Annotated in this window: 22 protein-coding genes; 14 read left to right on the forward strand and 8 right to left on the reverse strand. The window is 67.9% G+C overall.

Features of this window, described 5'->3' with window-relative positions; genetic code table 11:
- The first annotated feature begins 40 nt into the window (after window positions 1–40).
- The 4 genes from J2X68_RS04870 (at window position 41) to J2X68_RS04885 (ending at window position 3,044) form a co-directional block, all read left to right on the forward strand.
- Window positions 41–358, forward strand: a complete 318-nt coding sequence (locus J2X68_RS04870) for a GNAT family N-acetyltransferase (protein WP_310431170.1) — start codon at window positions 41–43, stop codon at window positions 356–358.
- 165 nt (window positions 359–523) lie between these two features.
- Entirely contained in the window at window positions 524–1,456 is a 933-nt protein-coding gene (locus J2X68_RS04875; RefSeq protein WP_310431171.1) for an NADP-dependent oxidoreductase, read from the forward strand.
- 104 nt (window positions 1,457–1,560) lie between these two features.
- Complete coding sequence (locus tag J2X68_RS04880; protein ID WP_310431172.1) at window positions 1,561–2,325, forward strand: SDR family oxidoreductase; 765 nt, start codon at window positions 1,561–1,563, stop codon at window positions 2,323–2,325.
- Window positions 2,326–2,477: 152 nt separating this feature from the next.
- Window positions 2,478–3,044: an antibiotic biosynthesis monooxygenase gene (locus J2X68_RS04885; RefSeq protein WP_310431173.1), complete on the forward strand. Its 567-nt coding sequence runs from the start codon at window positions 2,478–2,480 to the stop codon at window positions 3,042–3,044.
- Window positions 3,045–3,634: 590 nt separating this feature from the next.
- Here the strand turns inward: J2X68_RS04885 and J2X68_RS04890 are convergent.
- The 5 genes from J2X68_RS04890 to J2X68_RS04910 all read right to left on the reverse strand — a co-directional run bounded on the left by J2X68_RS04890 (window position 3,635) and on the right by J2X68_RS04910 (window position 7,451).
- Window positions 3,635–4,069 (reverse strand): ester cyclase, encoded by a 435-nt coding sequence (locus J2X68_RS04890; protein ID WP_310431174.1) that lies wholly within the window; start codon window positions 4,067–4,069, stop codon window positions 3,635–3,637.
- Between the two features lie 225 nt (window positions 4,070–4,294).
- The gene (locus J2X68_RS04895; protein WP_310431175.1) at window positions 4,295–4,858 is read right to left on the reverse strand and encodes an NAD(P)H-dependent oxidoreductase; all 564 of its coding nucleotides are present in this window, start codon (window positions 4,856–4,858) and stop codon (window positions 4,295–4,297) included.
- 44 nt (window positions 4,859–4,902) lie between these two features.
- Window positions 4,903–5,451 (reverse strand): dinucleotide-binding protein, encoded by a 549-nt coding sequence (locus J2X68_RS04900; RefSeq protein WP_310431176.1) that lies wholly within the window; start codon window positions 5,449–5,451, stop codon window positions 4,903–4,905.
- Between the two features lie 175 nt (window positions 5,452–5,626).
- Window positions 5,627–6,610, reverse strand: coding sequence for an alpha/beta hydrolase (locus tag J2X68_RS04905; RefSeq protein ID WP_310431177.1), 984 nt, complete (start codon window positions 6,608–6,610; stop codon window positions 5,627–5,629).
- 187 nt (window positions 6,611–6,797) lie between these two features.
- Window positions 6,798–7,451, reverse strand: a complete 654-nt coding sequence (locus J2X68_RS04910) for a hydrolase (RefSeq protein ID WP_310431178.1) — start codon at window positions 7,449–7,451, stop codon at window positions 6,798–6,800.
- Window positions 7,452–7,773: 322 nt separating this feature from the next.
- Between J2X68_RS04910 and J2X68_RS04915 the strand changes: the two genes are divergently transcribed.
- The 3 genes from J2X68_RS04915 to J2X68_RS04925 all read left to right on the forward strand — a co-directional run bounded on the left by J2X68_RS04915 (window position 7,774) and on the right by J2X68_RS04925 (window position 10,004).
- Entirely contained in the window at window positions 7,774–8,085 is a 312-nt protein-coding gene (locus tag J2X68_RS04915) for a helix-turn-helix transcriptional regulator (protein WP_310431179.1), read from the forward strand.
- A gap of 8 nt (window positions 8,086–8,093) precedes the next feature.
- Window positions 8,094–8,384: a hypothetical protein gene (locus tag J2X68_RS04920; protein WP_310431180.1), complete on the forward strand. Its 291-nt coding sequence runs from the start codon at window positions 8,094–8,096 to the stop codon at window positions 8,382–8,384.
- 186 nt (window positions 8,385–8,570) lie between these two features.
- A complete protein-coding gene (locus J2X68_RS04925; RefSeq protein WP_310431181.1) occupies window positions 8,571–10,004 on the forward strand; it encodes an FAD-dependent oxidoreductase in 1,434 nt (477 codons plus the stop codon).
- Between the two features lie 244 nt (window positions 10,005–10,248).
- On the opposite strand, the gene J2X68_RS04930 is transcribed toward J2X68_RS04925, so the two are convergent.
- Both J2X68_RS04930 and J2X68_RS04935 read right to left on the reverse strand, forming a co-directional pair.
- The gene (locus J2X68_RS04930; protein WP_310431182.1) at window positions 10,249–11,025 is read right to left on the reverse strand and encodes an SDR family oxidoreductase; all 777 of its coding nucleotides are present in this window, start codon (window positions 11,023–11,025) and stop codon (window positions 10,249–10,251) included.
- Between the two features lie 152 nt (window positions 11,026–11,177).
- On the reverse strand, window positions 11,178–12,014 hold the full coding sequence (locus J2X68_RS04935) for an SDR family NAD(P)-dependent oxidoreductase (RefSeq protein ID WP_310431183.1): 837 nt from the start codon (window positions 12,012–12,014) through the stop codon (window positions 11,178–11,180).
- Between the two features lie 174 nt (window positions 12,015–12,188).
- Between J2X68_RS04935 and J2X68_RS04940 the strand changes: the two genes are divergently transcribed.
- Entirely contained in the window at window positions 12,189–12,668 is a 480-nt protein-coding gene (locus J2X68_RS04940; protein ID WP_310431184.1) for a MarR family transcriptional regulator, read from the forward strand.
- A gap of 485 nt (window positions 12,669–13,153) precedes the next feature.
- Here the strand turns inward: J2X68_RS04940 and J2X68_RS04945 are convergent, their stop codons facing one another.
- Complete coding sequence (locus J2X68_RS04945) at window positions 13,154–14,029, reverse strand: helix-turn-helix transcriptional regulator (protein WP_310431185.1); 876 nt, start codon at window positions 14,027–14,029, stop codon at window positions 13,154–13,156.
- 342 nt (window positions 14,030–14,371) lie between these two features.
- Between J2X68_RS04945 and J2X68_RS04950 the strand changes: the two genes are divergently transcribed.
- From J2X68_RS04950 to J2X68_RS04975, 6 genes are all read left to right on the forward strand, one after another.
- Window positions 14,372–15,247: a helix-turn-helix transcriptional regulator gene (locus J2X68_RS04950; protein WP_310431186.1), complete on the forward strand. Its 876-nt coding sequence runs from the start codon at window positions 14,372–14,374 to the stop codon at window positions 15,245–15,247.
- Between the two features lie 226 nt (window positions 15,248–15,473).
- Entirely contained in the window at window positions 15,474–16,007 is a 534-nt protein-coding gene (locus tag J2X68_RS04955) for a flavin reductase family protein (protein ID WP_310431187.1), read from the forward strand.
- A gap of 145 nt (window positions 16,008–16,152) precedes the next feature.
- A complete protein-coding gene (locus J2X68_RS04960; RefSeq protein WP_310431188.1) occupies window positions 16,153–17,151 on the forward strand; it encodes an NADP-dependent oxidoreductase in 999 nt (332 codons plus the stop codon).
- A gap of 45 nt (window positions 17,152–17,196) precedes the next feature.
- Complete coding sequence (locus J2X68_RS04965) at window positions 17,197–18,261, forward strand: NAD(+)/NADH kinase (RefSeq protein ID WP_310431189.1); 1,065 nt, start codon at window positions 17,197–17,199, stop codon at window positions 18,259–18,261.
- Window positions 18,262–18,371: 110 nt separating this feature from the next.
- Window positions 18,372–18,644, forward strand: a complete 273-nt coding sequence (locus J2X68_RS04970; protein ID WP_310431190.1) for an Atu4866 domain-containing protein — start codon at window positions 18,372–18,374, stop codon at window positions 18,642–18,644.
- 354 nt (window positions 18,645–18,998) lie between these two features.
- Window positions 18,999–20,573, forward strand: a complete 1,575-nt coding sequence (locus J2X68_RS04975; RefSeq protein WP_310431191.1) for a Na+/H+ antiporter — start codon at window positions 18,999–19,001, stop codon at window positions 20,571–20,573.
- Window positions 20,574–20,640: the final 67 nt, after the last annotated feature.

Genomic DNA, 20,640 nt, shown 5'->3' on the forward strand with positions numbered 1-20,640 from the left:
CCGCCGAGGAGCGGACGGGCCTGCCAGGAACGGAGAAGTGATGGTGCAGGACATGTCGCAGATCACCGTGCGCGAGGTCACCGACCACCAGCGTCTGGAGGCGTACGTGGACGGGCGGCTCGCGGGAATCGCCGAATACTTGCCCGCCAAGCGGCTGATCGCCTTCGTCCACACCGAGGTCGATCCCGAATTCGAAGGCCGAGGTGTCGGTTCCGCCCTCGCCCGGGCGGGACTGGACATGGTCAAGAGGACGGACACCCGATTCCTCGCCGTGTGCCCCTTCATCGCAGGGTGGAGCGCCCGGCATCCCGAGTACGAGCCGTGGCGCTACACGGCGGCCAGCCGCGTCAGCGACTGACCTCACCCGCCCGGCGGCTCCCGGGCGACCATCGACCACTTGTTGATGCATCAACATCGATGTAATGTTGATGCATCAACAAAACGAGGGTACGGCACACCTGATCGGCTCGCCGAACCCGCCCGGCCCCTCACCCTGAGAACCGGGACACGGAGGAGAACGATCATGAAGGCGCTGGTTGCCCGGTCCTACGGACCCCTGGAAGAACTGGAATTCACCGACCTGCCCACGCCCGTCCCCGGGCCCGGGCAACTCCTGGTCAGGATGGAAGCCGCCTCGATCAACGCGGTCGACAAGGTCCTTGTCACCGGCTCCATGCGCGAGGCCATCCCGGCCACGCACCCCTTCGTCCCCGGCGTCGACATCAGTGGCACCGTCGAAGCTGTCGGCGAAGGCAGCACGCGATTCGTCGTCGGCGACCCGGTCATCGCCTGGAACAGCATCCCCTCCGGGGCCCTGGCCGAGTACGCCCTCATCAGCGACGCGCCCTCGGCCGCCCGACGCCCCGCTGCGCTCACGCCCGCACAGGGCGCCGCCCTGCCGACCGGCGCACTCACCGCCGCCGCGCTGCTCGACATCACCCGCGTTCCTCTCCACGGCAGTGTCCTCATCGTCGGTGCAAGCGGAGGCGTCGGATCCTTCACCGTCCAGCTCGCCAAGCGAGCCGGCCTGACCGTCCTGGCCGGCGGCCGCGACAGCGACAGCGACTTCCTGCACCGCCTCGGAGCCGACCACACGCTCGACTACCGCGCAGGCGACCTGGCCCAGGCGGCACACCGTCTGGTACCCGGCGGCGTCGATGCGGTCATCGATCTCGCCCACGCCGGCCCCGCGCTCGCCACCACCGCAGCGGCGGCCAAGCCCGGCGGCCGGCTGGTGTCCCCACTGGGCGGCCCCGCAGCCTTCGACCGCGAGGTCAGCGCCGCCTACGGCGGGACCCGTGCACCCGAAGGCCGCCTGGAAGCTCTCGCCGCCCAAGCCGCACGCGGGACCCTGCGCATCGAGATCGACTCCGACTACAGCTTCGGCCAGGCCCGCCAGGCCCTCCTCGACTACGCCGCCAACCACATCCGCGGCAAGGTCACCGTCACCTTCTGACCCCCCGATCCGCCCCGGCCGGGTCCTGCCCACGCATACAGGACCCGGTCGGCGGCCCCACCCGCATGCAAACGCACCGCACCACTGGCCAGGAGATGGACGCTGTGACCGACAACCCCCTCGACTTCACAGGCAAGATCGTTCTCGTCACCGGAGGAGCCACCGGCATCGGCCGCGCGGCCTCCCTCGCCTTCGCCCGGCAGGGCGCAGTCGTTGTCATCGGAGACGTCGACGAACGCAGCAACGACACCGTCGAGCTCATCGAGAAGGAGGGCGGCCGAGGTCTCTTCGTCCCCACGGACGTCACCCTCGCCCGCGATGTCGACCGCCTGGTGTCCACCACCGTGGACACCTTTGGAGACCTGCACATCGCCTTCAACAACGCTGGCGTCTTCGTGCCGCCCGCCCCTCTCGCCCAGCAGTCCGAAGAGGACTGGGACAAGGCGATCGCCGTCGACCTCAAGGGCGTCTTCCTCTCCCTGAAGTACGAGATCGCCCACATGATCACCGCCGGTGGCGGCTCCATCATCAACACCGCCTCCATCGCAGGTCTCATCGGAGACCCCGACATGGCCCCTTACGTGGCCGCCAAGCACGGCGTCATCGGCCTCACCAAGGCCGCCGCCGTCGACTACGCCAAGGCCGGAATCCGCGTCAACGCCCTCGCCCCCGGCCTCACCCACACCGCCATGACCCAGCCCTGGCTCGACGACCCGGTCAAGCGGGACATCGTCATGGCCGGCCCCCAGATGGGGCGCGCAGCCGATCCGGAAGAGATCGTCGGCATGGTGCTGCACCTTGCTTCATCGGCCGCGTCTTTCACCACCGGAGGTGTGTTCGTCGTCGACGGAGGCCAGACCGCCCACTGAGCAAGCACCCGACAGGTGGCGTGCCGACCCCGGCACGCCACCTGGCCACTTCGACGACCCTGCACAGCGCACGCGAGGGGAGTCCGATACCCGCCCAGCCGGATCCTCCTGCACCAGCAGCCCCTGCCTTCCCACTCACCGCGGAGTTCGACATGCCCGAAGCCGGGCCGGAACAGGCGACACAGCCCCACCCGTCCGGCGAGGTTGCCGTGCTCATCGCCCGCCGAGTCGACCCCGGCTACGAGACGCAATTCGAGCAGTGGGCTCAAGGCATTCTGGATGCGGCCGCTGCCTTCCCCGGGCATCTGGGCTATGGGCTGTTCCGTCCTGCCGGCCTCGGCGAGCCGTGGTATCTCGTCCACCGCTTCCAAGACGCCGAGGCCTACACCCGCTGGCATGACTCAGTGGAACGCGCTGCCTGGTTCGCCCGCGCCGACGGCCACCACCAAGAAGTGGCCCGGCGCCGGCTCACCGGCCTGGAAGGCTGGTTCCCACCGGACGGATCCGCCCGGGTGCCGGCACGATGGAAGATGACGCTCACCGCAGTGCTCGGCATCTTCCCGCTCTCCCTGCTCACCAGCACCTTGCTGCAGCCTGTGCTGGCCCCCCTGCCGCTGCTCGCGCGGACAGCCCTCGTCGCATGCCTCTTCAGCACCCTGATGTCCTACGCCGTCATGCCTGCGCTTACCCGTGCCCTGCGGCACTGGCTGTCGGCGTAGCTCCTGATGCAGCCGTAGGACAACCGAACTGCGGGCCGCGGCGGCGAGATGCGCCGGTGCCTCGAGACGCACAGCGAAGACCAGGGGTTCGTTGTCCTGGAGGGCGCGGGTGTCGTTCCAGTAGCGCGCATCCCGGAGCGATGGTGCCGAAGTACACGCGCGACATGTGAGTCTCGTACTCGGCGACCTCGCCAAACGGCGCAGCGTACGCCTCACATTGGTGCTGCCGACGGATGGCGTCCACCGGGTCGCGGTGCGCCGCCCGCCCTGGTGCGCGGCCTGCGGTCCAGGCCGTCCAGCTGCGCTCATCGCTCCCGGCTCAGCTTTGCGACCCGACAGCGGCCTTGTCCAGAAACGCCCCCCAGCTTCACTGACTCCCCGTTGGCGATCCCGCTGTGTTTGTGCGTCGGCCGCAGACCGCCCTCGCGGGCGGGAACTGGAGTGCCGCTCACGAATTGCCCACGCACGCAGCCTCCCGGCCTGCACGCGCCTTCCCGTCTGATACGAGACGCCATACATCCGATGTCGGCCCGGGTGCATGGGCGGGCCGGCCGCGAGTGCGGCCGGCCCGTCGTGGTGCACCCCGAGTTCTACTGCGCGCTCGGCCGTGCTCCGAGCTGTTCCATGAGCGAGAAGAGGTTGGCCACGCCCCAATGCTCACTGATCTTGCCGTCGATGACACGCATCGCGTCGACGGTCTCGAACTGGATCGTCCGGCCGGTGGGGGCGATGCCGAAGAACTCGCCTTCCTGGGTGCCGTGGTAGGTCTTGTAGGTCGTGACGAGGTTGCCCTCGGTGGCCTGCCAGTGGATCACCGCGTGGAAGTCGGGGAATGCGGAGCGCAGCGTCTTGTACAGCTCCAGCGCGCCGGCCTTGTCCGGAGTGCGTCCGGGCTGCGGCGTGTGGTCGACGAAGTCGTCGGCGAACAATGCGTCGAAAAGAGCGTAGTCGCCGCCTCCCTGGACCTCTTCGGTGTTGCGCCGCACGACGGCCTTGGCGGCTTCACTTACGTTGCTCTCGGGCATCAGATGCTCCTGCTGTGCTGGGGTGCGCCGACAGGTCCGTCGGCTGCGAAAGTGATCGGCGTGGAGCCGGCGGGCTGAAAAGGCGTGAAGGCACCCTCGGACCGCAATGCGGCGGCGCTGAGGGTGCCCCACTCGGGTCGGACATAGGCTCCGGTTACGGGGCCTGCGCCGCGTGCCGCCGAACTGACGGTTGCGACATGACTGTTGTGCCAGGTGCGCCTGGTGCTAGGCAGCCTTGCGCAACTGCGCAAGGGCGCCGCTCCAGGCCACCACCTGCTCCAGGACTGCCTCGACGGCCCCCACCTGGTGCGCCGCCGGGGTGAACTCGGTGAAGTCGGTGAAGTCGGTGAACAGCGACAGGGCAGCCTGCGCGCGTACATCGGCTACCTGGAGTTCACCCATGACCAGACGCAGGTGCTCGACGGCCCGCGTGCCTCCGACACTGCCGTAACTGACGAATCCGGCCGCCTTGTTGTTCCACTCGCCGTACAGGAAGTCGATGGCGTTCTTCAGGGCCCCGGAGGTGGAGTGGTTGTACTCGGGGGTGACAAAAACGAAACCGTCGAAGGACGCGATCTTCTCGGCCCAGGCCTTCGTGTGAGGCTGGGTGTACTGCCCCAACGAGGGAGGCGCGGCCTCGTCGAGGTGAGGAAGCTTGTAGTCGGCGATGTCGACGAGTTCGTACTCTGCGTCGGTGCGCTGCTTGGCGATGTCGTAGACCCAGTTCGCCACGGCTTCGCCGTTACGGCCCGGGCGGGTGCTGCCGATGATGATCGCGATTCTGGTCATGATGGCTCCTATGTGCGTGCTTAAGGGTGATCGGGGGCGGCGGTCTAGAGCTCGCCGGGGACGGCGTAGCGGTAGAAGAAGGGGCCGATCTGTCCGGCGAGGGCGCGGGTGAGGCCCGAGCTGTCCTCGAGGAGCCGGGCTCCGGGGGCGAGGTCACCGACGTAGAGCGGGTCGAAGCCTGCGTCGCGGATGAGTCGTTCGGTGACGCTCTTCGCGGCCGCCTCCGCGGCGTAGAGGTTGCTCGGTGTCACCCGCTGAGTGGAGATCTGCTGATAGGCGGCGGCGAAGACGGTCGAGAAGGACTTCGCGGTGGGTCCGCCGATGATCGACTTCACCTGGTGAGCGAGGGAGGGGAAAGCTTCGCTGCGTGCGGTGTAGAGGTTGGTGGCGTCGATGGTCACCTGCCCGTCGAGGCCGCTGACCTTCTGTAGAGCGTCGGCGATGGTGTGGCCCGGGACGGCAACGACGATGACCTCGGCGTGTGAGGCGTCGCCGCCGTCACGGCCCAGGGTGGTGACCTGGTGGCCGGCCTCTTCCCACAGTCCGGCCAGGCCTCCTCCGACCCGTCCGCGTCCGATCACTGTGATGTTCAAGAGGTCTCCTCGATGTGTCGCCGGCGTGGGTGCGCGGCACGAGCGGCCACACCCCTCTTTGGTTGATGCATCAACAAAAATAGTGAGCCCGATGTTGTCGTGTCAACAATCAGGGTGAGTTCCGACGCCGGAGGATGTTGCGGAGCCACCTGCGCCGGTCGTCGCGGCGCCGGCTTCAACGTTCCAGCCGCTTGCGCAGCCAGGCGAGCCGCGCCGCACGCGCCTGCTGCGACAGCGCCGCCTGCGGCACAAGGGCGTCGAAGCCGTGGAAGCCGCCCGGCCATACATGCAGCTCTGCGTCGCCCCCTGCCTGCCAGAATCGCGCGGCATAGGCGACGACCTCGTCGCGGAACGTCTCGGCCGAGCCCACGTCGATGAAGAGGGGAGGCAGGCCCGAGAGGTCCTCCGCCCGTGCCGGGGCCGCGTAAGCGGGTACATCCTCACTGCCTCGCTGCGTGCCGAGCAGCGCAGTCCATCCGGTGTTGTTCGATGTGCGATCCCACGCCCCGAGCCCAGCCATCTGATGGCTGGAGGGCGTGTCGTTGCGATCGTCCAGCATCGGGCAGGCCAGGAGCTGGCCGACCAGCGGCGGTCCGCCACGGTCGCGGGCCAGAAGGGTCAGCGCGGCTGTGAGCCCGCCCCCCGCACTGGGGCCGCTGACCACCAGCCGGGCGGGGTCGATGCCCCATTGCTGCGCATGGCGCGCCGTCCACTGCAGGCCGGCGTATACATCCTCAAGTCCCGCCGGGTACGGGTGCTCCGGGGCCAGCCGGTACTCCACGGACACCAGGACCAGACCGAGCTCCTGTACCCAGTCCAGCATTTCGCCCAGGAGGCTGCGATTGTCTCCCAGCATCATGCCGCCGCCGTGAGTGAAGTAGACCGCCGGGAGCGGGCCGGTCGCAGCGTGCGGGCGGCAGATCAGCAGCGGTACCTCGGGCGCGCCGTCCGCTCCCGGTATCCGGAGCTGCTCCACGTCGATGGTTCCGCCTCTGGTGAGGTCCTCATCGGTGGGCGCGGTCCCGGCCATCACCTCCCGCAGGGCTGGGATCATGTCCGGCAGGATGGTCGACGGCACGGCCTGTGCGATCGACGGCAGGTAGCGGGCCAGTTCCGGATCGAACGGCGGTGGTGGCCCGACGCGTGGCACGTGAGTCATGCAGGGTCCTGGTCTCCGTCGAAGAGAGTCCGGCGCGATGGCGGATCCATGCCCCAGTGATGCCAGGAGCGCTCTGTCCTTCATCGTGGGGCGGCACGCCGCGCGCGCCGGACGGGAAAAAGCGGCCGCGCAGCTTGGCCGGGCGGTAACGCCGGGGCCGCGCGGCCTCTGCGGTACAGCCGCAGGGTCAGCCCTTGTTCTGGCCCAGGAGCTGCAGTTCCCAGGCGAGGCTGGTGCCGAAGCTGCCGCCGTGCTCGAGGAGGATCTCCGTCATGCCGGGCACGGTCTCCTCACGGGCCCAGTCCCGCTGCCACTCGGAGATGACGGTACCGGAGCAGGTCGGGATGACACCGGCCTGGATCATGCGTTCGATGCCGCGCTCGTGCGCCTCGTTGGTGGTGGCACCCGAGGCGTCGGTCACGGCGAACACGCGGTAGCCGTCCGCGATGGCATGGATGGCGGGCCAAGCCAGGCAGATGTCCGTCCACAGGCCGGCCATGATCAGGTCCTTACGGCCGGTGGCGGCGACCGCGTCCACGACGCGCTGGTCTTCCCAGGTGTTGATCGCCGTCCGGTCGATCGGCGTCTGGTCGGGGAAGACGTCCTGGAGCTGGCGGATGATGTGGCCACCCCGGTCCTCCACAACGGTGGTCAGGATGGTCGGCACGTCGAACAGCTTCGCGCCCTTGGCCAGGGCGGTCACGTTGTTGACCACCAGGTTGGCATCCATGCTGCGCATGCCGGCGAACTGGGCACCCTGGTGGTCGATCAGGAGCAGTACCGACTTCTCGGGGGTGAGGAGCGCGTCGAGCCCGGTGTAAGTGATGCCCTTGGGTGTCATGTTGTCTCCATGATCGCTTCGGTAGGCGGGCCTGTCTGCAACCGCCGGATCGAAGATGTCAGCGACCTGTGAAGGGATGCATCGGTGACCGCTACGTAGGAAGCCGACGACAGGTCGCAGACCCAACCGGAAGCAGAACGCCACCAAGGGGCTCATCAGGGGCGACGCAGCCTGTCCTGTGTTCTTGCCGCGACCGGCATGGAGGGGAGGCGTCCTGCGCCGACGACTGCCGCGACCGCGAGAGTGCGACACGTCGTCCTGGGAGAAACAGGGCCACCTTCGGAGCTCCTCGCAGGCCACCTGACTCCCGCAGGATGAAATCATGGAAAACCTCGTCACCCTCGGAGGCTTTCTCAGGGCCAGCCGGTCGCGTCTTGAGCCAGCCGATGTGGGCTTCCCGACCACGACGCGCCGCCGCGTGGCCGGATTGCGTCGCGAAGAACTCGCACAGCTGGCGGGTGTGAGCGTCGATTACTACACACGCTTTGAGCAAGGACGCAGCAAGACCGCATCGCGTGCCGTCCTGGACGCTCTCGCGGCGGCCCTCCACCTGGATGAGTCGAACGCGCCCACCTGTTCCGTCTCGCCGCTCAACCGGAGCGAGTACATCGCCGGCACCACCCGCAGCAGGTGACATCCGCCATGGAGCAACTTCTGCACCGCCTCGGCACCGCCTACTGCCCGGCATTTGTCCTGGGCCGCCGCACGGACGTCCTCGCCATCAATCGTCTGGCCTCCGCTCTGATCACCGATTTTGGCAACCTCACCGTGTCCCACCAGGCCATGGCGCTTGCCGGAGAAGACGACCAGACGCTGTTCGTCTGTACCACTCCTGCAGACACCGCCGATGAAACTGCGCTGCGTTTGTTGGCCGCTTTGTCCTTCTCCACGACCTCGCTCGCGGCGGGCCGTCGGCCGGCAGCCGGAGCCTGAGCACTCCACCCGTCCCTGAACCGATGCCGCCCTCAGGGGTTAGGCGATGTTCGCCGAGGCCTTTCGCCGCGTCCGCCGGTCAGGCTTCCCCCTGGGACGGGGGACGTCGGAGCAACGGGATCTGGCAGAACCGGGAGGGGGTGGGTTTCTACCCACCCCCGCCCCGAAGCGAGAGGGTTCCGCACAGTGGCACGCATCGCCGTGATCGGCGCAGGCATCACCGGTACGGCGACGGCGCTCTTCCTGGCCCGCGCCGGCCACGACGTCACGCTCCTCGAACAGGAGGCGCGTGCGGTCACCGGCCGCCTCGACGAGGACTTCTTCGACTGGCCTCGTCCCCGAGTGCCCCAGGCGATCCAGCCGCACGCGCTGCTCAGCCCGGCTCGTGCGGTGCTGAAGGCCGAGGTCCCCGATGTCTATGACCATCTGAAGCGATTGGGTGCTTGGGAGCAGCACGAACTCGACTGGTTCGACGCCCGCCCCGCCTACCGTGAGGGTGACGAACACCTGGTTCTCGTGCGGACGCGGCGCGTCCTGCTGGAGACGGCCCTGCGCTCAGCAGCGCAGTTCCAGAGCAACCTGCGCCTCCTTCAGGGCACACGGGTGCTCGGCCTGCAGACCCGACAGACCACCGGTCGGCCACCTCAGGTCACCGGGATCACTTTCGCAGGCGGTCAGTTGCATGCCGACCTGGTCGTGGACGCGGCAGGACAGCGTTCGCCTGTCGGAAGCTGGCTCGACGGCCTTGTCGCCCGCCCACTACGGAGTGAGCGCCACCGTGTCGGCGTGGCCTACGCCTGCCGCTGGTACCGCATGCCGTCCGGCACACGACCCGGACACCGCACCCCCTATACCTCTGCCTCCCCGCATGCGTTGAGCATCGCTTTCCCCTCGGACAACGATCTGCTGGGCGTGGCCCTGGTGTGCGCCACCAAGGACCCCACGCTGCCCGCCCTTACGGATCCGAACGTCTTTGACGCTCTTGCGGTCCTGTTCCCCTCCTCCGGCGCCTGGCTCGCCGAAGGCGCCGAGCCTGTCGGAGGCGTGCACATCATGGCCGGCCTCCACAACCGATGGAGGCCCACGGCAGACGAGCGAGGACCTCTTGTCACCGGTCTGGTGCGAGTCGGCGATGCTCTCGTCCACACCAACCCCACGCTCACTCAGGGCACGACCCTCGCCCTCCGGGCCGCTCAGCGGATTGCCGCCACTGCGGGTACGGCGGCCCACCACTACTTGTACGCCGACGCCTACGGGCGCTGGGCGGAACGCGTACTGAAGCCTTGGTACGACCTTCAGGTGATCGCAGACCGGGACAATGAAGCGAGGCTCTCCGGGGTCATCGCTCCACCGGTAGACGCCGAAGGCCGTCTGAAGGCGGCACGTTTCGCCTGTGCCCTTGAGGATCCGACGGTCATGCGCGCCTGGGCGCGTGCTCGCCACATGCTCACGATGCCCGACGAGGCATTCGGTACCGACGAGATACGAGAACGTCTGACGCGGTGGCTCGCAGCGCGGCCTGAATCCCGCCCTGGTCCGTCCGGACCCACAAGGCGGCAGTGGGAGCAAACCATCCTCGATGAGGCCGACGCTGCGCGCAGGCCGTCCTGTCGGCACTGAGCAGGCCGAGCCGGAGAACGGCAGAGCCTCCCGCGACCAGCGTGGCCGGCCCGCGTCGACCTCGTCAGGTCACAGAGTGCCCCGGGCTTCTGCCCATGCAGGGCGAAGCGCGATCGACGGGGACACCGCGGGTGCGGCGCGACGGAACGTCGCTGAGGCAGGGCCGATGAGCGTGTGGGGGCACGCGTTGGGGCGGGGGAGAACAGCGTCCGCTGTTCTCCCCCGCCCCAACGCGTGCCCTGGCTCAGACTGCTTGGGCGGTGGGAAGGATGGTGATCTCGGTGAGGTTCACGTGGCGGGGGACAGCGGCCATGAAAGCCACGGTCTCGGCCACGTCGGCGCCCTGGAGGACGTCGATGTCGTGGATCAGGTCGGCCATGAGCTTGGAGGCGTCAGGGTCGGTCACGTGGTCGGGCAGCTCGGTGTCGACCATTCCGGGCTCGATGGTGGCGACGCGAACCATCTTGCGGCCCAGCTCGACGCGGAGCAGCCGGGTGAGGTGGCTGATGTAGGCCTTGGTGCCCGAGTACACCGAAAACTTCTCCAGGATCCGGGTTGCCGCGATCGAGGAGGTGTTGATGAGGTCCGCGGGCTTGCCGGCGGCGGCTGCCTCGGTGAGGTGGGGCAGGAACGCGGCGATGACGTTCATCAGACCGGTGATGTTGAGGTCGATCTGGCGCTGCCACTCGTCGACCTTCAGTTCCTCGATGCCCGAGATCAGCTGAACGCCGGCGTTGTTGAACACCAGGTCGGCCTTGCCGAATCGGTCGGCGACCTGAGCCGCGGCCGCCTGGACGGCCTCACGGTCGGTGACGTCGACGGCGATGGCGAGGGCGGTGCCGCCGCCGGCCTCGATGTTCTTGACGACGCTGTCCAGGCGCTCCTGGCGCCGGGCGAGGACAACCACGGTCGCGCCGAGCTCCGCCAAGCGTTCGGCGGTGACGGCGCCCATGCCGCTGGAGGCGCCGGAGACGACGGCGACACGACCGGCCAGGGGGGTCCCGGTGAGCAGTGCAGACATGACGAAGACCTCATTCTTCGGTGGAAAGGGATGGGGGGACGTGGGTTGAGGACGGGTGCCCGGCCGGCCGGATCCGGTGGGGGAACCCGCCGGCCGGGCTGCTGTGGCGGCCATCGCCGTCTCTGAAGGGGCGGTGGCCGGCCTCAGGCAGATCAGGCGTCCTCGTGAGCGGTAGCGGCGGACTTCTCGCTCCACGGCTTGAGGTCGTCGCGGATCTGCTGGATCTTGACCTCGAGGCGCTCAAGCGTGTCGCGGCCCAGGTACAGGTGGGTGGGGAGCGTGTCGGTCGAAGCGACCTCGACGATCAGGGCAGCGCCCTTGACCGGGTCGCCGAGCTGGGCGTGGTTGGCCTTGTCGATCCAGTCGAGCGTCACGTGCGCGGGGGTGTCGTCGTAGTCGGCGATGCGGTTGGCAGCGACCGACAGGGAGCTGGAGTCGAGGAAGTCCGTGCGGAACACACCCGGTTCGACCACCATCGACTGGATGCCGAACGGGGCCATCTCTACCGACAGCGCTTCGCTGATGCCGGCGACGGCGAACTTCGAGGCCGAGTACAGGCTGACCCCGGGCTCACCTTCGAATCCGGAGCGGGAGCCGATGTGGACCAGCTTGCCCGAGCCTTGCTTGCGCATGACGGGCAGGACGGCGCGGGTGACGTTGATCAGACCGAAGACGTTCAGGTCGAACAGCGAACGGGCCTCGGCATCGGTGATCTCCTCCAGCGCGCCCAGCAGGCCGCGGCCGGCGTTGTTGACCAGGACGTCGATTCCGCCGAACTTGTCGACGGCCGCTTCGACGGCCTGCGGGATGCTGTCGTTGTCCGTGACGTCGAGAGCAACCGCGAAGACGTTGTCGGCCTTCTTCAGATCGTCCGGAATCCGCTCTGGGTTACGAACAGCGACGACCACATTGTTTCCGGCCGCCAGGGCGGAGCGAGCGATTTCCGCGCCGATCCCGCGGGAGGCGCCGGTGACGAACCACGTAGTCATGAGGGAGAACCTCTCTCGTTGCTTCCCCATTGCTGGGGATTTCTTGCTTACGGATTCGAGTGTGCCCCTCGCCCGGGGCGGTATGAAGGCCGCGCTATTCCTGGGTGTTTCATTCCTAGGAAGAGCCGGACCGCCTATTCGGTGACGTGTCAACAATCTGCTAGGATTGACTGCATGTCTGAACCGCGGTGGCTCACGTCCGGCGAGGCGGAAGTCTGGACGAGGTACCGGCTGTTGCGCCGTGAGCTGCAACAGGCCCAGGACCAGCAGCTTCAGCAGGACTCGGGTCTTTCGGCGGCGGACTACGCGCTCCTTGCGCCGCTGTCGGAGTCGAGTGACGGAGTGATGCGCGCGCGGGATCTCGGCAACGAGGTCGGGTGGGAGCGCAGTCGCCTGTCCCACCAGATCAGCCGGATGGAGAAGCGTGGCCTGGTGGTGCGTGAGGCGTGCGCCGACGACGCGCGTGGCTCCATGGTGCGACTGACCGAGCACGGCAGGTCCGTCATCAAGGCGGCTGCGCCAGGGCATGCGGAAACGGTGAAACGGCTTTTCTTCGACCCTCTCACACCCGCCGAAGCTGAACTCCTGGGGCACATCATCGAGAAAATTCTCGGTGCCATTCGGTCGGGCGCCGGAGAAGGATTCGGGCAATAGCCTGGCCGGAATCGCGGTACAGCCGATCAGTGAGCGGAATCAATGCTGCGGCACCGTGAGGAGCCTCTCTGCCCGTGCGGACGGTGCTGTCGCCAAGCCCGCGCCGGCGCTGAGCTGCCTGCCGGACGGTCCGGGTCTTCGTGAACACGAACCGAACCGGTTGCCTGCCGACTGCGCGGGGGCCGGCGGTGCCGCATCAGTCGTGACAGAACCTGCAAATACCCCTTCCCGTCGACGGACGGTCGGGGGGAAGGGGTATCCGGCGCTTGTCGTCGTGGGGGCCGTGCCACGCGCAGCGCGAGGCAGCCAGCCGGCAGGCTGCCTCGCTGTCTCCAGCGGTGAACCGCGGGTTGCGTCCTTCCAGCAAGACCCGTCAGGCAGTGGAACCCGGTGAACCCGGCGCACCCGGCCATGCCCGACGAGGTCGGCGGCCCTCGCCACCTGAGCGGCCAGGGCTGCGGACGTGTCTTTGCCGGCTGGGATCGTCAGTCGTCCGAAGCGGGTTCTTGCTGCTGCGGAACGCTCAACGCTGTGATGGATCCCAGCAGTGCCAAAGCGTCAGCTGACGGAGACTTCGGCTCGGCCTGCAAAATGATCAGTTGCTGACCCGGGGAGCTGCGGATGGTGAGGGCTTCGTGACGCAGCTCGAGATCCCCGACCGCGGAGTGATGCATCTGTTTGACCTCATACGGCGGCACCCGTGCGTACTCTCGGGCCCACAAAGTGCGGAACTCGCTGTTGCGTACGGACAGTTCCCCGACCAGCTCGAGGATGCGAGGGTCATCCGGCGTACTGGCGGCGGTCTGCTGCAGATCCGCGACGGCTCGGTGCTTGGCCATTTCAGGGCTGCGGTAGAAGGCTCTGGCTGCCGGATCCAGGAAGAGCATGCGCAGGACGTTGTCCTGCTGTGCGAAGTCGGAGTACAGGGCGTCGGCGAGGGGATTGGTCGCCAGGATGTCCTGGGCGTGGCCGATGATGAATGCCGGCGTCTTGGTCCACGTTTCGATGAGCTGCCGCAGGTGGGGCTGAACGCGCTCCACGCGGACGGGAGGTTTCGTCCGCCGGGTCGCGGGCTGCGCCAGCCGGTACAGCTGAAGGACGTCTTCGTCGCCCAACTGCAGTACTCGCGCCACAGCGTCCAGGACGCGCCGCGAGGGCGCGAGCTCGCGGCCCTGCTCGAGCCGCATGTAGTAGCTCGAACTGACGCCTGCGAGAGCGGCCACCTCGTCGCGTCGCAGGCCGGGCACCCGCCGTCGGCCGCTGCCGGGCAGTCCCGCATCCGTGGGGCTGAGACGTTCCCGGCGGGCGCGGAGGAACTGACCCAGCCCTTCAACTGTGTCAGGGTGCGTGTCGTTATCCATGCCTTCGAGGCTAGGGCGAAAAAGTCTCAGAAGGATCAGCGGACGGTGGGTGCATTACACCCAGGACCAAAGGCCCCCGTCGGCCCAGCCCCCTGACAGGTCCCGGCTGCATCCAGGGCCCAGCCACCTGGCAGGTCCCAGCCGCATCCAGTCGACGGGCGGGCCTCGCAGCGACGGAGCCGACGGCGGGCGGAGGGCTTTCAGGGGCCCGGGCCGAGGTAAAGCGCAGGAAAAATCCCAGCAATCAAGACGGGCACTCACATTCCGTAAGGGCTGGATCACTAAATGCCATATTACATGGTGGACACTTATAAAAGGCCGGAAACCGTCTAGTCTTACCCCATGAGCAATGGGACGCCGTTGGGCGAATTTCTCAGAGCCCGCCGAGAGGCCTTGAAGCCGCACGATGTCGGTCTTCCCGAGCACGGACGCCGTCGAGTCAGAGGACTGCGCAGGGAAGAAGTAGCACTGCTGGCCGGAGTCAGCTCCGACTACTACATCAGGCTCGAGCAGGGACGCGAGTGCAGTCCGTCCCCGCAGGTCGTCGAGGCCGTGGCGCAAGCGCTGAAACTCAACGGGGAGGCTGCTGACCACCTCAACCGCCTCTGCCTGGCGGCTTCACAACGTCCGCGCAGCTGGGGCGTCCAGGCGGAAGTGAGCCAGCAGTTGATGGAGTTGATGGACGGCTGGGAACATACGCCCGCCTTCGTCCTCGGCCCCGCACTCGACGTGCTGGCTGGTAACAGCCTGGCCACCGCGCTGCACGGTGGCTTCGCAGAGTTCGACAACCTCGCCTACATGGTGTTCGTGGATCCGGCCGGCCGAGAGTTCTATCAGGAGTGGGAACGCGCCGCGCACTCGTGCGTCGCCGAGCTTCGCGCCGCCTACGGCTACGACCCCGAATCGCAGCGGATTGCCGAGGTGGTCAAGGAACTGTCCGTTCTCAGCGAGGAGTTCGCCGACATCTGGGGGATGCACGAGGTCAAGAGCAAGTCTCAGGAGGGCAAGCACCTCAAGCATCCTCAAGTGGGCCACCTGCACATCAAGTTCGCGGCCTTTTCCGTGAACGGCGTCCCGCATCAGCAATTGGTCGTCTATCAGGCGGAACCGGCCAGTCCGACTGCCGCCGCCTTCGAGGCGCTGCGCGCCATGGCCACCGCTCCTAAGCAGGCTCCTGCGCCGGAAGCCGTCCGGGACCTCACAGCCAACGAACCCTAGCCGCGCTTGGTGGCCGGTCTCCGCCTTGCGCTGCCGAGACCGGCCGCCGGCTGTTCGTAAGCCTGGTCCTGCCGCATCCAGGAAAATTACGGCCTTCATCCCGGACCGTCCGCCCGCCAAGACTGGTCGGCAGTAGGCGTCGCGGTCGGCCATCTGTGCCGGCCCGCGCATCCCACGGCATCCCGGAGCAGACATGATCACTGTAAATGATCTTCAGGTGCACCCTATGGATCAGGTTCACCGGCTCATCGAGCCCGGCCCGGTCATCCTGATCACCACCCAGCATCGCGGCGTGCCCAATGTCATGACCAATGGCTTCAACATGATGGTGCGACACGCCCCGGCCTTGATCGCCGCCACCGTGGGCCCCTGGGACTACAGCTACCAGGCCCTTGTCGAAACCGGTGAATGCGTGGTCTCGGTGCCCACGGCCGACATGGCGGACGCAGTCGTCGACATCGGTAACTGCTCGGGAGCTGACGTCGACAAGTTCCACGAGTTCGGACTCACCGCCGTGGCCGGCGAGAAGGTGCAGGCCCCGCTGGTGGGGGAGTGCTGGGCCAACCTCGAATGCAGGGTGTCCGACACCAGCCTGGTGGGGGCCTACAACCTGTTCCTGCTGGAACCGGTCAGGGCCTGGACGGATCCCTCCCGACCCCGACCGCAGCTGTTGCACCACCGCGGAGACGGGACCTTCGCGGTGGACGGCGAGATCCTCGATCTGAAGGACCGGATGACCAAGTGGCAGTACCTCCTGTGAGGGCGCGGTGGCATCGTGGCCCGGCTCTGCGGTCGCGGCGGTGGTGCGATGCGCACGGAAGTGGAGTAGTTGTTGATGCGTCAACAATTGAGTAGGGTGAGATTTCCGGACACCCGCGCACCACGCGTTGACCAAGGAGTCGGCCATGCCCCGAGCAGTGCAGTTCTCGCGATACGGCGGCCCGGAAGTGCTGGAGATCGCACAGGTGCCCCGACCGGCACCTGGCCCGGGTGAGGTCGTCGTGCGCGTGGTGGTCGCCCCCGTCAACCCCGGCGAGGCTGGAATCCGGCAGGGTGTGTTCGCGGGTATCTGGCCGGCATCCTTCCCCGAGGGGCAGGGCAACGACTTCGCCGGCTGGGTCACGGCGCTGGGCGAGGGCGTCGACAGCTTCGCGATCGGCGACGAGGTCATCGGCTACCTTCCCCGTGCCGCGCAGGCCGACTACGTCGTCTCACCGGCACACCTGCTTGCCGCCAAGCCGGCCGAGATCAGCTGGGAATCGGCTGCCCCGCTGTCCGCCGTCGGCGTGACCGCGTGGGCCGCGGTCAACGCCGTCGACGTCGGCGCCGACGACACCGTCGTCGTCTCGGCCGCTGCCGGCGGAGTGGGTTCACTGGCGGCGCAGCTCGCCCGCCTGCGCGGCGCAACCGTGATAGGCACCGCCGGACCGCACAACGCCGACTTCCTGCGCTCACTCGGCGTCATCCCCGTCCAGCACGGCCCCGGCCTCACCGACCGGCTGCGAGTCGCCGCACCCAACGGAATCGACGCCTTCATCGATACCTTCGGTCAGGGCAACGTCGACGCTGCCATCGCCCTCGGCGTTCCCCCGCACCGCATCAACACCATCGCCGACGGTCGTGCAGTCGCCCTGCACGGCGTGCACAGCCAAGCCCAGGAGGATGCTTTCTCCCCCCGGCTTGTCGCCGAGCTGGCCTCGCTCGTAGCCCAGAAGCGCCTCACCGTCCCGATCAGCGCGATCTATTCCTTGGAACAGGTCCAGGACGCCTACCGGCAAGTCCAGCAGCGCCACACTCGAGGCAAGATCGTGCTCAGCCTCGTCCCGGAGAACGACCGCGCCGCCCTGGCCCGGCAGCTGCGCGCCGACGCCGCGACACGTGCCGCGCCCCAGCACAGCCCCTGACAAAACAGGCTACGCCCGGTCACCCGCCCCCCCCTTGGAGGACCCATGCCCGTACAACGCATCGGACTCGTCGTCCACCAGGGGCGCCCCGAAGCCCTCGACGCTGCCCGGGCCGTCCACCGCTGGAGCGACGGCCACGGCATCAGCTGCACCGACATCGACGTCTGGACCAAGGACCACCACCGAAAAACAGGTCGAGAGGAAGCCGCCGCCGCCGGCAACCCCGACCTCGTCGTCACCCTCGGGGGAGACGGTACCTTTCTGCGAGGCGCCCGCATCGCGCTCAAAAGCGGAGCCAGCGTCCTCGGCGTCGACCTCGGCAAGGTCGGCTTCCTCACCGAAGTCCCTGCCCACGACGTCACATCCGCCCTTGACGCCGTCCACGACGGACGCGCGGTCATAGAAGAGCGCATGACCTTGACCATGCGCGCCTCCCGGCCCCTGGACATCCCCCCGCAGATGGAGGCACTGCTGCGCTACGGGCGCGGCCCTGCCCTGCCCGCTCCGCAGGTCCGCCCCGAGACGACCGAAGGCGAAGGCTGGGGCATCGCCATGGACGTCATGGCCCTCAATGACGTCGTGCTGGAGAAGCTGGCACGCGACCGGCAAGTAGGCGTCGGCGTCTATCTTGCAGGCCGCCTTCTCGCCTCCTACTCGGCCGACGCACTGGCGGTCGCCACGCCCACCGGTTCCACCGCGTACAGCTTCGCCGCGGGCGGACCCGTACTCTCGCCGCACATGGACGCCGTCGTGTTCACCCCGATCGCCCCCCACATGACCTTCAACCGCACTGTGGTCGCAGCCCCCGACGAACCCGTCGCCCTCCGTGTCCTGCCCCACTCAGGACAGGCCGCCGTCAGTATCGACGGCCAGCTCAGAGGCGTCCTCGACCCCGGAGACTGGATCGGCGTCTTCCGGGCCCCCCACCGGGTACGCCTGATCCGCCTGCACCCCACCGACTTCTACGGACGGCTCCGGGATCGCTTCCGCCTCACCGACGCGCCCGCCACCGCCGACGACGGCACCTCCGAGCCCTTCTTCCGTCCCGACACCCCGATCCCTCCCGACCTCACCGGCATGCGCCTGCCGCCCCCCGCGGCCGCACGCTGACGGCACAGCCTCAAGAGGCGCCAGGGGAGCCGTACACAGCAAGGTGGGTGCAGAACTCCCAGGAAATCCGTGGCCTGGTTGTCCGCCGTGTCACAGGCGACTGTAGAGGCATGAACTCCAACACACCGCACCCCTTCGTCGGCATGTGGGTCACCGCCGACGGCCACATCCGCCAAGAGCTCCTGCCCAACGGCCGCTACGACGAGGCCCGAGGCAGCCGCCAGAGTGCCTACACCGGCAGCTACGCCGTCACCGGCAACCACATCGACTACGTCGATGACACCGGCTTCACTGCAACCGGTGACGTCCGCGACGGAGTGCTCTACCACGAGCACCTCGTCCTCTACCGAGAAGGTACCGCGGCCGACGGCCGGCAGAAGTGAGCCCGTGGTGCCTGGTGCGGCAGGCACCACGGCATCCGCCCCTGACACAGCGCCGGTCTTCTCTCATGCCGGCAAGGCGACGCCCAAGAACCTCCGCTGAAGACAGCTCGACGCTCTTGACGCCGCCTTGAGCGATCAGCCGACGGACCGAGGCCGCAGCACCCCCACCGGTGCCAACACCCCACTTCTTGCAGGCATGCAGGGGGACAGAACGCCTCCGCGGACGCTCCGGAGGCCCCGCACGCTCCACCCAAGACCCCCTCTCGGGGCCGGTCGGACGGAGCAGTCCGCAGACCCGCCTCACCCGCATTGAGTCGACGGTCCGGCCCGAACAGCACGGAAGGAACCCCGGACATGGAGAGCCTCGAACTGGTCGTCGTCATCGCCACCGCCATCCTCGCGATGGGATGGCTGGCCAGGCGCACCGGCATCAGTGAGCCCCTCCTGCTCCTCGCAGCAGGAGGCCTCATAGGACTTACTCCAGCCTTCGACTCCCTCTCCCTCGAACCCGAAGTCGTCCTGCTGCTCTTCCTGCCCGCCCTGCTGTACTGGGAGGCACTCACCTCATCGGTGAGAGAGATCCGCAGCAACCTGCGCAGCATCGCCCTCCAGTCCACCGGCTTGGTCATCGCCACCGCTGCCGCCGTTGCCCTCGCCGCGCACACCCTCGGCTACGGCTGGCCCATAGCCTTCGTCCTCGGCGCGGTCCTGGCCCCCACGGATGCGGCCGCAGTGGCCGCCGTAGCGACCGCCATGCCCCGGCGCATCCTCACCGTGCTGCGCACCGAGAGCCTCCTCAACGACGGCACCGCACTGGTCCTGCTGGCCGTCACCATCGAGGTCGCCACCGACGACCAACCCTTCGCCTGGGGCAGCACCCTTCTCGGCTTCACCGAAAGCTACGCCGGAGGCATCCTCGTGGGTGCCGCAGTAGCCGCCATCCTGCTTGCCGTCCGCCGGTACCTGCCCGACGCACTGCTGCACAGCGTCCTCAGTGTGGCCACACCCTTTGTCGCCTTCCTCCCCGCCGAGCTGCTGCACGTCTCCGGCGTCCTCGCCGTCGTCACCTGCGGTCTGGTCACCACGAGAATCGGACCGCGCGTCATCAGCCCACAGGCACGGATCCAGGCCGTGGCCTTCTGGCAGGTCGCAAGCCATCTGCTCAACAGCGCTCTGTTCGTCCTGGTCGGTCTGCAACTGCCCGCAGCATGCAGAGCGCTCAGCTCCGTCTCCCTGCTGCAGGCGGCAGCAGCCGCAGTCCTGATCAGCGTCGTGGTGTTCGGGACACGCGTGCTGTGGTTCTACACCATGCCCTACGTCATCCGGCTGCTGGACCGACGCCCAGGACAGCGCGCCCGACGCATCACCGCAGCCCAGCGACTGCCCCTTGCCTGGGCGGGGATGCGCGGAGCCATCTCCCTCGCAGCCGCGCTCACCATCCCTGTCGTCACTGCTGACGGCCGCGTCGTGCAGCAGCGGGATGCCGTCGTCTTCATCACCGTCGTGGTGATCGTTCTGTCCCTCACCGTCATGGGGCCCACGCTGCCGGCCATCGTGCGCCGAGCCCGCTACCCCGAGGACGAAGATCCAGCCAGAGAACTCGCCCTGGCACACCGCCACCTCGGTGCCAGCGCCCTGGCTGCGCTCCCCGGCCTGGCCGCACGACACCACGTAGATGAGAACACGGCCGACCGCATCGCCCAGCACATCAGCGAACGAGCCGGTTCGTCCGCAGACGCCGAAGCCGTGGGAAACCGTGAGTCCTTGGAACTGGACCTGCTCACCGTCAAGCGGCAAGCCCTGGGCGACCTGCGCGACCAAGGGCAGATCGACGACATCGTGCTGCGCCGCGTACAGCAGTACCTCGATGTCGAGGAACTGCGCTTGTCACGCAAGGCGACATCTCATGACCACACGGTCGAGGTGTGATCAGCGGCAGAGGAACTTCGACCTCCGCTCAGCCCAGACGTCCTCTTAGGCAGTGATCGCCGAGGCG

The organism is Streptomyces sp. 3330, from assembly GCF_031456635.1.
In the GTDB taxonomy this organism is placed as follows: Bacteria; Actinomycetota; Actinomycetes; order Streptomycetales; family Streptomycetaceae; genus Streptomyces.

Coding starts and splice junctions, on each gene's coding strand:
- J2X68_RS04930 (WP_310431182.1), bottom strand. CDS start 11,025: ATGTCTGCACTGCTCACCGGGACCCCCCTGGCCGGTCGTGTCGCCGTC.
- J2X68_RS04970 (WP_310431190.1), top strand. CDS start 18,372: ATGAACTCCAACACACCGCACCCCTTCGTCGGCATGTGGGTCACCGCC.
- J2X68_RS04935 (WP_310431183.1), bottom strand. CDS start 12,014: ATGACTACGTGGTTCGTCACCGGCGCCTCCCGCGGGATCGGCGCGGAA.
- J2X68_RS04975 (WP_310431191.1), top strand. CDS start 18,999: ATGGAGAGCCTCGAACTGGTCGTCGTCATCGCCACCGCCATCCTCGCG.
- J2X68_RS04945 (WP_310431185.1), bottom strand. CDS start 14,029: ATGGATAACGACACGCACCCTGACACAGTTGAAGGGCTGGGTCAGTTC.
- J2X68_RS04955 (WP_310431187.1), top strand. CDS start 15,474: ATGGATCAGGTTCACCGGCTCATCGAGCCCGGCCCGGTCATCCTGATC.
- J2X68_RS04920 (WP_310431180.1), top strand. CDS start 8,094: ATGGAGCAACTTCTGCACCGCCTCGGCACCGCCTACTGCCCGGCATTT.
- J2X68_RS04965 (WP_310431189.1), top strand. CDS start 17,197: ATGCCCGTACAACGCATCGGACTCGTCGTCCACCAGGGGCGCCCCGAA.
- J2X68_RS04960 (WP_310431188.1), top strand. CDS start 16,153: ATGCCCCGAGCAGTGCAGTTCTCGCGATACGGCGGCCCGGAAGTGCTG.
- J2X68_RS04885 (WP_310431173.1), top strand. CDS start 2,478: ATGCCCGAAGCCGGGCCGGAACAGGCGACACAGCCCCACCCGTCCGGC.
- J2X68_RS04915 (WP_310431179.1), top strand. CDS start 7,774: ATGGAAAACCTCGTCACCCTCGGAGGCTTTCTCAGGGCCAGCCGGTCG.
- J2X68_RS04940 (WP_310431184.1), top strand. CDS start 12,189: ATGTCTGAACCGCGGTGGCTCACGTCCGGCGAGGCGGAAGTCTGGACG.
- J2X68_RS04895 (WP_310431175.1), bottom strand. CDS start 4,858: ATGACCAGAATCGCGATCATCATCGGCAGCACCCGCCCGGGCCGTAAC.
- J2X68_RS04890 (WP_310431174.1), bottom strand. CDS start 4,069: ATGCCCGAGAGCAACGTAAGTGAAGCCGCCAAGGCCGTCGTGCGGCGC.
- J2X68_RS04875 (WP_310431171.1), top strand. CDS start 524: ATGAAGGCGCTGGTTGCCCGGTCCTACGGACCCCTGGAAGAACTGGAA.
- J2X68_RS04905 (WP_310431177.1), bottom strand. CDS start 6,610: ATGACTCACGTGCCACGCGTCGGGCCACCACCGCCGTTCGATCCGGAA.
- J2X68_RS04870 (WP_310431170.1), top strand. CDS start 41: ATGGTGCAGGACATGTCGCAGATCACCGTGCGCGAGGTCACCGACCAC.
- J2X68_RS04910 (WP_310431178.1), bottom strand. CDS start 7,451: ATGACACCCAAGGGCATCACTTACACCGGGCTCGACGCGCTCCTCACC.
- J2X68_RS04950 (WP_310431186.1), top strand. CDS start 14,372: ATGAGCAATGGGACGCCGTTGGGCGAATTTCTCAGAGCCCGCCGAGAG.